The sequence below is a fragment of the Plantibacter sp. CFBP 8804 genome, from assembly GCF_014841225.1.
Lineage (GTDB): Bacteria > Actinomycetota > Actinomycetes > Actinomycetales > Microbacteriaceae > Plantibacter > Plantibacter auratus.
Map to the genome: position 1 here is coordinate 55734 of NZ_JACYTU010000013.1, position 10900 is coordinate 66633.

Here is a 10900-nt window from a genome sequence, read left to right on the forward strand (position 1 = left end):
CGTCACGTCCCACCGGTCTCCGCCAGCCCTGCACCGCATTCGGAGCGGTGTCGCAATGCCCAACGCGAAGGATTCGCCCTGCTAGTGCGCGGCTGGCGCAGCTGTTCGTCCAGCGTGAGGCATGACGGCCGGGAATCCGTTCCCGCTTCGCTATGCGTTGGGTCGGCGCCTAGGGTGGGGTCATCGAGCAGGGATCTCAAACGTCCGGGGGGACCATGAAGCATCTGCGTGCAGCTGCGTGGGCAGTGATTGCTTGCATGACGTGTGCTGGATGCTCCGCCACGCAAGCGACGCGTGATGCGGACGGAGCGTCGTCCAGTTCGTCTTCCTCAGGGGCAACATCTGTCGAGGTGAATGAGTGGAACATCTATGAGCTCTGCCTAGACAAAATCCTCAACGGAGGCCAACTTGCCGACGGCGACCACGCGAACGTGCGCTTCGCTCCTCAGACCGAGGCGACCATCATCACCCGAGATGACGGGTTGATCGGGGCGTACATCGAGGCGATGGATGGCAACAATCCCAACGGAGCGGAGGCCGGCGTGATCTGTGTCGCCGGGGGCACTGTGGCCGAGCCGTACTGGGAGAGGTACGGGGTCGGCCCACGCTACGAGACTGAAGCCGAGATCTTCCACATGCTGCGAATCGTGCCAAGAGACTGAAGGCTCAGTAGCTTTATTCTCATATCTTCCTATACTTGGAACCATGAGACGGAAAGCCGGCGCCCTGGTTCCACTGGAACTGAGCATCCTGGAGTCGGTCTTGGCGCTGCAATCGGATGGCGAACAGGCGTACGGGTTCATGCTTGCGAAGCACATCGCTGGCGCCAGCGGCAATGCCACGCTGACGTCGCACGGCACGCTCTATAAGGCGCTCGCTCGGATGACTGAACGAGGCCTTGTTGATTCGGCATGGGAAGACCCAGCCGATGCGGAATCCGACGGGCGACCGCGTCGCCGCACGTACACAGTGACGGCCGAGGGAGAAGTGGCGATCGCGCGGGAGCGTGCGCGTCTGACTGGACTTGTCACCGGGACCGGTGCGGTGAGTCCGGCATGACGAGTGTGACGCGCAGCGCCCCGTATCGCACGGTCGCACGCCGGGCGCTGCGGTGGTGCGCCTGGTACACCCGTGGACTCGATCCACACATTGCAGCAGAACGTCGCGATGAGATCGCATCAGACCTGCATGAGGAAGCCGCTTGGGCGGAAAAATCGGGCCTCTCGCCGAGGCGAGCGTCGCGTGCGATTGCGCTCCGCGCAATACGAGGCGTGCCCGCCGACCTGTCGTGGCGGTCCCATGTGCTTCGCGGCACAGATCGGGCTGCTCTAGCGGAGCTCCGTCTCGATCGTGCAGGTCGCGGTCTCTCGGCACTATTGATGTTCCTTGGACTCGGACTCACCGGACTCGGGCTGTTTGCACTGATCCGCACGCTCGATACCGGGAGAGCGTCGGCAGCCCCGGCCTTCGAGCTGATACCGGTCATCTTCCTGATGTGTCTCGCACTTCTCGGAACGATACTGAGCGCCACTCGCCGCACGAGGCTCATTGGGGCGACATCGTTGATCTTCCCCGCGGCGTGGATGATCCACTTCTCGGTCCAGCTGCTCTGGTACAGCAGCGCAACCGTGCAGATGCTCGTCACCCGTCTCGACACGCTACCCACCTTCGTGATCGCAGCGAGCCTGGGGTTAGTCCTGATCCCGGCGGGCGCCGCACTCTGGTGGCTACCGTCCTCGAACCGCCGTCAACGCCGATCAACCGGGAGCGCTCGTGGCTGACTCTGATTTGTTCACCCCGACCGAAGTCGAAGCGCCCACCGCTCGCGGTCGACGAGGCAAGATCCTGGCCGTGAGCATTGCACTCGCCGGCATCCTCCTCGTCTCTGGCACGGGTGTCTCCTTCGCGATCCAAGCGGGCCACACAGCGCTCGACAACCTCAGCACGGGCGAGAGCGCCGAATATGTTCCTCTCGCGGAGCGCGAGGACATCGACACCAGCCAGCTCGTCAACCCGACGCCCACCGTGACGTCAGTCGATGGCATTCGACGAAACGAGTTCGGCACGCCGCTCTACGACGTGAACTCTGACCGTTCCTTGATCACCGTGCCCGATTCGGTTGACGAGTACCGCAAGCAGCAATTTCCAGTGTGGATCGATCAGCAGTTCATCATCGCCAAGTGCATGGCGGACCTCGGGTTCGACTACGTTTTCGTCCTCGATTGGGAACGTACTCCCTCGGATCGAGAGAACGGCAAGCAGAACGAAGGGCCCCACGTGGATACACCGGAATGGGAAGCTCTGCAGGGGACCTGGGTTGAGAGCGGCGGCGAGTACCGATGGGAAGATGCGGGTTGCAACGGCTACGCCGTGCACTTGACCGGAATGGACGGACAGAACTGATCATGACCATCGACGACCTTCTCACGCCGACGGAGCAGCAGCAGCCACGCGCTCGCCGCTCGGTTACCCAGGTCGGCGTGGTGGTGGCGAGTCTGATGGCGGGGATCGCTGGGGTCGGCGGCTTGGTGATCCTGTTGGCCGGCTCGTTTCAGGGCACCTTCTTCGACGTGTCGACGTGTGGATACGCAGGCGTCGGATCGACGTGCCAGAACGATCTGCGGGAGCGAGTGCGCGACACGTTCCACATCCCACTGGGCGACGATGTTCGTGTCGAGCAGTTCAGAAAGTACGGGTTTCCCGACCCGACCTACGAAGCACGACTCGTCTTCCCCACCGCGCAGGACGCGGTTGAACACGACCTCCATGCCACTCAACCCCGCGCTGATGGAACCGTGCTCGTGACGATCACCCGCAGCGAGTAGCGAGCGGCTATGACCGATGATTTCCGATTCGTCGAGCTCTCGCCACGAGACCCGGCTAGCAGACGGCGCTTCGCGCGGACCGCAGCCTGGGTCGCAGGTCTCACCGTAATCGCTGCTGGAGCATCGATCGTACTCGGCCTCTGGGACACTCGTTGGACGCTCTCAGGCCACGAAACGACCTGCGCCGTGCAATTGTCCCTGCTGCCATGCCATGCGACTGCTCGCGCCGACATCGCCGACTGGTCGGGGATCGACCTCGGCGCCGACGTTCGAGTGCTCAGCTCGACCAGCAGCACGGCTCTCCTGCACGAGACTAAGGAGGCGACACTCGCCATACCCGACCCTGACGCCGTCACTTTGCCCTTCGGAATCATGCGACCCTCGACGGATCGCAGCCTACGCATGGTTGACGAACTTGCGGTCATGGGGGCTGAATCCGTCTCGTACTCATCGTCTCGATCGGGCTCGTACTGGTACTCGGCGGCGCAAGGCCGTTTGCCCGATGGAACGACGATTCTGATTCTCCGGCGGAATCTTTAGCGATTCGAGGGTGGCCGTGAGAGTCACTCACGTTCGCGCCCTCGGCGCAACGAGTGCGCGAACCGTGCACGCTTCCGCGGAGGCCTGAATGATGATTGCCCGTACACGATGACTGGCCGCAAACCTATCGAACCGCGCCTGCGTCTTGCGATCGCCCAGTGGCCCAGCGATGCCCCGCGTGGTGCGGTTTCGACTTTCTGCCTCGAGCACGGCATCTCTCGGAAGTCCTTCTACGAGCTCCGCAAGCGCGCCCAGATGGGAGGACCAGCAGCAGTTCTCGAGCCTCGATCCAGACGCCCTAGATCGAATCCGTCAGGGGTGTTGGAGGAGGTCAAGTCGCAGGCAGTGCAGGTGCGGGCCGCGTTGGAGGCTTCGGGGTTGGACCATGGACCGATCAGCGTGTACGACAAAATGCATGCGATGGGGATTGAAGCGGTGCCGTCGATCGCGTCGTTAGCTCGAATCTTTCGCGAGGCGGGCGTCGCCCGTCTTGAGCCGAAGAAGAAACCACGGTCGGCGTGGCGGCGCTTTGTCTACCCAGCACCGAACGCATGCTGGCAGCTCGACGCCACCGAGTACGTGCTCACCGGTGGGCGCAAGTGCGTGATCTTCCAACTCATTGACGACCACTCCCGCTACGCGGTCGCATCCCACGTAGCCTGGGGAGAGACCGCCGCGGATGCCATCACCGTCTTCGATAAGGCAGTGCTCGCCTGTGGGGTTCCCCAACGGCTACTGACAGACAATGGCGTCGCACTCAACCCCTCGCGCCGCGGATTTCCCGGCCAGCTCGTGAACCACGTATCGACGCTCGGCACCGAGGCCATAACAGGCAAGCCATACAAGCCGACGACGCAGGGCAAGAACGAGCGCTTCCACCAGACCCTATTCCGCTACCTCGACAAGCAACCGCTCGCAGAGACGCTCGCGATCCTGCAATCCCAGGTCGATGCGTTCGACCACATTTACAACACCGAGCGCCCACACCAAGGACTCCCGGGCCGCGTCACCCCCGAAGCGGCTTGGATCGCAACCCCGAAGGCTGACCCGCCACGCCCCAAACCACAACAGCCATTTTTCGCTCGGACAGGCGGCCGAGCCATCCGGCCCATCCCGGAACCGGCCGATCTGCCCGCGGACATCACCGTTCGCACGCTCAACAGCGCGGGCACCTTCACACTGGCAAGAGTCATCTACATCGTCGGCGGACAGCATCGACACAAGGAGGTGCTGATCATCGTCGACGGCGACAAGATTGCTGTCTCCAATCTCGACGGCGAGATCCTCATCGAGCACACCCGCCCACCAGCCGGCGTGACCTACGTCGGCAACGGCCGCCCCCGCGGTCCGAGGCCCAAGAACATCGAAGCGTTACCGATGTCCTGATGCAGATTCGTCACCGATGTCCTGAGACATCACACGTCAAGCGAGCAGCGCCCGTGGGTGGTCGTTGGTGAAGACCGCACGGCCTTCAGGGCTGACGATGGTGGTGTGCGCCGAGCGCCGCTCGTGAGGTCGGCTCGCTCGCGGATCCGCCAGACAGGCGAACGGGTAGCGCCCTGCCGCCCACGCTGGGGTGGAGTGTTCCACCCCAGCGGCCTCGGACCTGTCACGCGGCAGGGTGCCGACATTGGGCCGACAAGCGAGCCTCACGCCTTCTGGCCCTGGCGCTAGGGCCGGGCGAGCGACGTGACCACCGCCACGGCGATTAGACAGATTGCTGTCAGATCAATCCGGACGATAACCCTAATTGCGTGATCGACGCGTGTTGTTGCCTTTGGCGGTCTCCTATTGCGTTTTACACTCATCGTGTCTCCTTTCCTTCGAGATTCACCCTGCGAGGAACGAAGATTCTGGCCCGTCCTGCTTCCAACAGGGCGGGCCCCTTCGTTGGGACACATCGTTGCATTCGCCACCAACATGCAGGCCAAAAGTGCCATTCCCGGGCGTGTCGCGTATAAAATGCTTCTGATCAGGTTTTTTCACTGAAATTATGCGATTTATGCGGCGTGTCGCTTTGGGGGTCAAATCCACGCACTTGGGGACCAAACGCACCCACTTTTGGAGCTCGGACAGGGCGCGCGGTGACCAACGTTCAGCCTGGACTGAATGACGTAACGGTAGTTGCATGCCAAGGGTCCTCACGGCGCAGAGCGCGCGGGAAGCCGAACTGGAGGAGATCCCAGCCAATTGATGCGCCGGATTCTGCAGCGACAGGCACCGCTATGACACGCCTGGATGGGGTCCGAAAAGATCGCATCGCGTCGACGATCAGCAGGCGGTCGCCGATTCGTGTGCAGCAGGCCTTGGGAGGTGCTTGTCGACGCGACGTGTCGCCCTATGCCATGGATCGGTCGGGGCGAAATTGACCCGTCCACTGGGCTCTGATCAACACGCCGAAGGGCTTCCCGTGCATGTCGAGCGCGGGCAGATCCTGCCCTATTCGACCTCTCAATGACAGGATTCCGATGTCGTCGGCGAGGTCGATCATGTTCTGCTTGTCGGTGCCGCGTGTCGTCCCGTTCCGCGGACAGGTCCGGGCGAATGGGGATCCTCCTGTTCCAGCTGGAGTCGATGGCGAGTTCGGCGCGGTACTGGACAGACTGCAAGACGATCGACGCGGCCTTCACCCGCAGTGGGAAGCGCTTCGATGCGAACGTGACGATGAGGCCGCCATTCGCAACCGCGAGGATGCGTGAGTTTTCGTCGAGCTGCAGACCGTGCGGCAGTGCGGGCCGTCAGGTTGCCCGCCGGCGTCGCGGTCCTCGTGTTCACGGTCGCCAACTCCATCGGCGTCCCCGCGTCCTCGCCCATGCTCGAGTGGTTGAGCTGCGGCGTGCAGCGACCCAGCATCGCCGACTGGTATCGGGAAGCCAGTTCATTCAGGCTCCGCAGCGCCTGTCGCGCGAAGGACCCGATCTAGAGGTCGTCGCGCGCACTGATATCCACTACTGGAATGGCGACGGCGTGCTCGTCTAACGGAAGGGTGGTGGCGGGTCCAGGGAGACAAATAGGGCTGGGGTCGAGCGCCGCAACGAAGTAGAACTCGCTGTGCGCGCTCTGCCACAGCATGAAGCCACTTCGTGTCGCTTTATGAATGTCGCAAGTTGATGACAGTCCTTCCGCCGTACCCGATGGTGAGGTTCACGGCTTTCGCCTTCGTGTCGGGGGCCCGGAAGGTTAAGCCGGCGCGTTCGCGTCGTCGCCGCTGACCCGCTTGGCAGATGCCGCAGCCAGGGATGCTCGGTGCTCCTGATAGGCGAGGATGTCCTGCCGGCGCCACCAGTGGCTCTTCTTCACGTAGAAGGGCTCAGGGAACTCTGGATCGGCGCGGCTGTATTTCCGCACGGTCTGCGTCGTGACACCGAGGATCTCTGCGATGTCCTCGACGGTGACAAGCTGGGAGAAATCGATCTCGGAGTCGACCGGCTTCGGTTTGCGGCCTGATTCAGATCTGGCTCGCTTTGCTGCCGCTGCGTCGCTCAACGAGCGCTCGCTCTTGCGCTTGCTCGCGCGCCGTTCCTTGTACGCGACGATGTCCGCTCGCAGCCACACGGGAGAGCGGGTATCGGTGATGGGCTCCGGGAAATCTGGGTCCTTGATCTTGTAGATCCGCACCGTCTGCAGCGAGAGTCCGAGGATCTCGGCTGCCTCTTCGTAGTTCACGAGGTCGCGTGCACTGATCGTGCTCGCGGACTTGGCTGTGGTCACGGTGATCTCCCTGGATTGTCTGGGTTCGAGTCTAAACCCCACGTTTATTTTCATGGAGTGGGTGTGTGGTGTGTGTTCGCGACTGACTGAGCGTCCAGAAGATCCTCGAGGAGCATCATTCGCAGGTGTGCGTTGGCCTGGATCATCGCGGTCACTTCGCCATGCGTTGGTTCTCGAAGAGCACCCGTGAGAAGCGCGCGCAACTTGCCTGACTTCATTGCGTGCGTGGCGAGCGTTCCGTCGTCGAGAGAGAGCTCGCCGCGGTGCGTTGCTGTATCGGACCACTCGATGATGTACCGCATCGGCCGGCGTCATTCATCATCGGAAGCGAGGTCGCGAAGCAGCGCGGCTGTCGCCCGAGCTGTGGCAATGACGACCACGAGCGCCAGGACTGCTGTGCCGGCGACCTGCAGCGCCCGATAGACCGATGGGCCCAGCCAGACGCAAACGACGGCGAGCGCCGTCAGGGTGAGCAGGCCGATGGCGCAGGTCGTGGGGGTGGTTGTGGGTGTGGTGGTGCGCATGGATACTCCCCTGCAATAGTAAATCTGACGTTTATAACAGTATCAGAGCGCAAGAGGGAAGCAAAGGGTTTTGGGGTCGATGGTTTCCAAGATCTGCGTTCGGGGAGCGAAGTGGAGTATTACGCTCGCGGGATGACTTCATCGGAGCCTTTGCCGCTTGCGGATCGCAGCGTTCTTGCCGTCGCGTTGACGGGAACTGCCGACGCGCTGGTGGACGTGGCATCGGGCTTGTGGGAGGTTGTGCCCTCTGATGGGTCGAGGGCACAGGCTTTGCTCGATGGTTCGCTTGGTGATTCTCCTTTCGCTGACGTGACGATCAGTCTCGCTGCGGCCAGTGATGAGTTCAGTGCGTTTGCGTGGATCCTCGGCGGCGATGGGGCATATGGGCCGTCGCTGGGTTCGCTTCTCCGCAGCTGCGTCGAGACTTTGGGTCGTGCATGGTGGTTGGTCACCTCTGAAGATGCGGCGGTCCTCGCTCACAGAGCCGCCCTGCTGACTCTCAATGAGGCGGGGTACCTGGCTTCGAATGATGCTGAGGCTGGGATTCGCGGGGAAGACGGTGAGGTTCGACGGCTGCGTGGGTCTGAGATCTCGGACGAGGCGGAGCGGAAGTTCGAGGAAGTTCGGGTTACCGGTCTTTCAGCGAAGCCGCCGGGCTATCGGAAGCTGGCAATGGATCTTCTCGACGCGGTCAACAGCCCGAATTCTGGGCGCGATTATTCAACGATGTCGGGGGCGTCGCATGGGGAAAGGACGACTCTCGCTGCGTTTGGAAATGAGCGGCCGGGGCAAACGGGATTGGCGCGGGTCGGGCTCGGTTTGCCTATCAATGTCGCGAACTTGTTCATCTGGATCTTGCTGGAATCGGTCCATCGGGTGATGACGACGTTGTTCGACATGTGGGGGGAATCGAGTGACGAGCTGCGACGCCGGTGGGATACCGCGCACGACGACACCGTACGAATCGTGGCTCCGACCTTTGATCGACTGATGCGGTGAGGAACACTCCAGGGCGGGGCTTCGGCGAATCGTTACGTAGAGCCGCTGGTGGTCCGCGGCGACGCACTGAGTGTGCCTGTTCGTTGGCTTGTGGTGCCGACCATGAAGGTGAGGACGAAGATGCCGGCGAGGGTCAGGGTGCGTGATGCGTACCCTGCGGGGTTCCCGAGGAGCGCGCTGTTGCCGACGATGACCGCGTCCATGATGAAGTGGGCGAGCATCAGTGGGAGGACTGAGCGGTAGATCGCGAACAGGGCGAGGAGCCCGCTTCCCCAAGCCAGGGCCAGCAGTGAGGATGCCCCGCCCTGGTAAAGGTGGTCGATGACTCGTGTGATCAGGCCGATGCTGCCGGCGAGGAGTGCCCATCGCCACAGGGAGCCGGTCGTCCATTCCGGCCTGCCCGTCATCCGGCGATCGCGATTCAGGACGGAGAGCGCGGCGAAGGCGACGCCGACGGGTATAGCGATGTCGAGGGTCTCCTCGCTCAGGCCGGCGTGCAGAGCTCGCATGGCGCGGTCGGCGACGGTGAGCTCGTCCCAGGAGGTGGTGACGGGTCGGAACTGCCAGCCGAGGAGGGCGGCGATGGGGCGGTTGAGGAGGCCCGCGGCGATGAAGATCGACACGGCGAGGACTGTCGCTCGGACGAATCGGGCGAACGGTGCTCGTGGTTGCTGCCAGCGGAAGCCGAAGCCGCGCATCCCTCGGGCCCACCTGGACAGGACCATGAGCGCGACGATGAGCGCGATGGTCACCCAGCGGACGAGATCCTCGCTGCCAGAGCTGTCGTAGCTCACGGAGTCCCCGCGGGCGGCGGCGATCCCGCTGATCCAGTGCAGCAGGACCATGCCGGCCAGCATCACGACGAGGAGCCAGGCGGCGATTGTGGTGGCCCAGGTCGCGGAGCGTTGCAAGGAGTTCACGGTCGAACGCTATCGCTGGTCTCGGCCGGCGGCCGGCGGAGCCCTACGGGGCGTCGCATGTGGCGATCGTCGAGGCGAGGGCGTCGCGGTCGGCGGTGTTGATCGTGAGCGGGTATTTCGTGAGGAGGTACACCCATCGGAACGTGTACTCGCATCGGTATGAGTCGGCCGGCGGCATCCATTCGGCGGGCCCAGAGTCACCCTTGGAGGAGTTCAGGGCGCTGGTGACGAGTTCCAGGTTGTCGAGGTCGTTGGCGACGGTGATGCGCAGCTCGTCGGTCCACGAGGCGGCGCCCTGGCGCCAAATCCAGGACTTGGGCAAAACGTGATCGGCCTGGACGTCGGTGCTGAGCGTCTCGGTGGTCAACTCGAGGCGTTCGCCGGAGTAGGGGTCGATGAGTGTTCCGCTGGTGACTTTGCAGTCGTTGGTGCCGGGCTTGTGGGTGATGTCCTGGAGGACGCGATTGATCAGGTCGGATCGTTGATCGCAGCCGTTCCGATCGATGTCCTTCCACCGCTGACCAAATGCGTCGGAGTCGTACGTGTCGGCGTGGGTGGGGGCGGCCACGGGGACTGCGGCGAGTGCTGCTCGGGCGGCCTCGATGTTGTAGGTGGTGGTGCCGTCGACGACGGTGATGAGGCCTGCGTCCTGCAGGGCGGCCGCAGCGGTCGTGCTGGCCTGGGGTGAGCGTGTGAACGGGTTGTCGAGCGTGGTGAGGCCGGCGACGGTGGCGATGCCGGCGGCCGTGAGGACGAGGAGGGCTTTGAAGCGTTTACGCATGGTCATGATGACGATCCAGTCAGGGATGGCCGACGTCGTGGCGTCGACAAAGTGGCGATGATGGCGTGGGCGAAGCATCTCGGGGGCTCGGAGGGGACTCGACGAGCTGTGGCTGCCGGCGGGCGCGAAAAAGGCACCCGGCCCAGAGGAGAAACTGTCAGATTTACCCGCTCAGGGGGGCCGGGTGCCGGGTTCAAGGCTACAGCTTCGGGGCGGGCGGGTCGAGCTTCACGCCCCAGAGGGCGATCGCGCGTTCCGGCAGCGGGATGGTCGTGTCGAGGCCGGCCTGGTCTGCGAACTCTGCCGGCGTGAGGACGATCGGGTCTGGGTTCATTGGCTGGCGGAGCTCGTCGACGTAGTCGGCGTAGTCCTCAGCGAACCGGTCGACGTCGGTCCCGAGCGGCAGGTGGACCGTCGCCCAAGCGGCGGCCTGGTCGTTGGGCGTGGGGTACTTGGTGAGGGTGCGCATGTCTCTCTCCTTTGGGTTGAGCGTGTACTGCCTTCACCTAGAAGGGGCACGCCCGAGAGCGGATTTGGGACAGATCCAGCGGGAAACTGACCGGCGGGTCGACCCGGGTGTGCCGGGCCGACCCGAGGCCG

At 63.4% G+C, this 10900-nt stretch carries 14 protein-coding genes; 8 read left to right on the forward strand and 6 right to left on the reverse strand.

Translation table 11 applies throughout. The features are described 5' to 3' along the window. Window positions 1–350 precede the first annotated feature (350 nt). The 6 genes from IFU11_RS16880 (at window position 351) to IFU11_RS16905 (ending at window position 4751) form a co-directional block, all read left to right on the forward strand. Window positions 351–662, forward strand: a complete 312-nt coding sequence (locus IFU11_RS16880) for a hypothetical protein (RefSeq protein ID WP_192019693.1) — start codon at window positions 351–353, stop codon at window positions 660–662. Between the two features lie 43 nt (window positions 663–705). Beyond that, window positions 706–1059, forward strand: a complete 354-nt coding sequence (locus IFU11_RS16885; RefSeq protein ID WP_192019694.1) for a PadR family transcriptional regulator — start codon at window positions 706–708, stop codon at window positions 1057–1059. Window positions 1060–1379: 320 nt separating this feature from the next. Then, window positions 1380–1781: a hypothetical protein gene (locus tag IFU11_RS16890; RefSeq protein ID WP_192019695.1), complete on the forward strand. Its 402-nt coding sequence runs from the start codon at window positions 1380–1382 to the stop codon at window positions 1779–1781. A gap of 70 nt (window positions 1782–1851) precedes the next feature. Beyond that, a complete protein-coding gene (locus IFU11_RS16895) occupies window positions 1852–2403 on the forward strand; it encodes a hypothetical protein (RefSeq protein ID WP_207185359.1) in 552 nt (183 codons plus the stop codon). Window positions 2404–2405: 2 nt separating this feature from the next. After that, complete coding sequence (locus IFU11_RS16900; protein WP_192019697.1) at window positions 2406–2825, forward strand: hypothetical protein; 420 nt, start codon at window positions 2406–2408, stop codon at window positions 2823–2825. Window positions 2826–3473: 648 nt separating this feature from the next. Continuing rightward, window positions 3474–4751 (forward strand): integrase core domain-containing protein, encoded by a 1278-nt coding sequence (locus tag IFU11_RS16905; RefSeq protein WP_192019698.1) that lies wholly within the window; start codon window positions 3474–3476, stop codon window positions 4749–4751. 952 nt (window positions 4752–5703) lie between these two features. On the opposite strand, the gene IFU11_RS16910 is transcribed toward IFU11_RS16905, so the two are convergent. Further along, the gene (locus IFU11_RS16910; RefSeq protein ID WP_192019699.1) at window positions 5704–5856 is read right to left on the reverse strand and encodes a hypothetical protein; all 153 of its coding nucleotides are present in this window, start codon (window positions 5854–5856) and stop codon (window positions 5704–5706) included. 204 nt (window positions 5857–6060) lie between these two features. Between IFU11_RS16910 and IFU11_RS16915 the strand changes: the two genes are divergently transcribed. Then, window positions 6061–6288 carry a hypothetical protein gene (locus tag IFU11_RS16915; RefSeq protein WP_192019700.1) on the forward strand — a complete coding sequence of 76 codons (228 nt, stop codon included), beginning with the start codon at window positions 6061–6063 and terminating at the stop codon, window positions 6286–6288. A 257-nt stretch (window positions 6289–6545) separates the two neighbouring features. Here IFU11_RS16915 and IFU11_RS16920 read toward each other — a convergent pair whose 3' ends face one another. Next, the gene (locus IFU11_RS16920; protein ID WP_192019701.1) at window positions 6546–7076 is read right to left on the reverse strand and encodes a hypothetical protein; all 531 of its coding nucleotides are present in this window, start codon (window positions 7074–7076) and stop codon (window positions 6546–6548) included. A 311-nt stretch (window positions 7077–7387) separates the two neighbouring features. Further along, complete coding sequence (locus tag IFU11_RS16925; protein ID WP_192019702.1) at window positions 7388–7600, reverse strand: hypothetical protein; 213 nt, start codon at window positions 7598–7600, stop codon at window positions 7388–7390. A 132-nt stretch (window positions 7601–7732) separates the two neighbouring features. On the opposite strand from IFU11_RS16925, the gene IFU11_RS16930 reads away from it, so the two are divergent. Continuing rightward, a complete protein-coding gene (locus IFU11_RS16930; RefSeq protein ID WP_192019703.1) occupies window positions 7733–8599 on the forward strand; it encodes a hypothetical protein in 867 nt (288 codons plus the stop codon). 32 nt (window positions 8600–8631) lie between these two features. On the opposite strand, the gene IFU11_RS16935 is transcribed toward IFU11_RS16930, so the two are convergent. The 3 genes from IFU11_RS16935 to IFU11_RS16945 all read right to left on the reverse strand — a co-directional run bounded on the left by IFU11_RS16935 (window position 8632) and on the right by IFU11_RS16945 (window position 10769). After that, window positions 8632–9519 (reverse strand): hypothetical protein, encoded by an 888-nt coding sequence (locus IFU11_RS16935; RefSeq protein ID WP_192019704.1) that lies wholly within the window; start codon window positions 9517–9519, stop codon window positions 8632–8634. Between the two features lie 43 nt (window positions 9520–9562). Beyond that, entirely contained in the window at window positions 9563–10306 is a 744-nt protein-coding gene (locus IFU11_RS16940) for an HNH endonuclease family protein (protein ID WP_192019705.1), read from the reverse strand. A 193-nt stretch (window positions 10307–10499) separates the two neighbouring features. Further along, window positions 10500–10769: a hypothetical protein gene (locus tag IFU11_RS16945; RefSeq protein ID WP_192019706.1), complete on the reverse strand. Its 270-nt coding sequence runs from the start codon at window positions 10767–10769 to the stop codon at window positions 10500–10502. Window positions 10770–10900 lie beyond the last annotated feature (131 nt).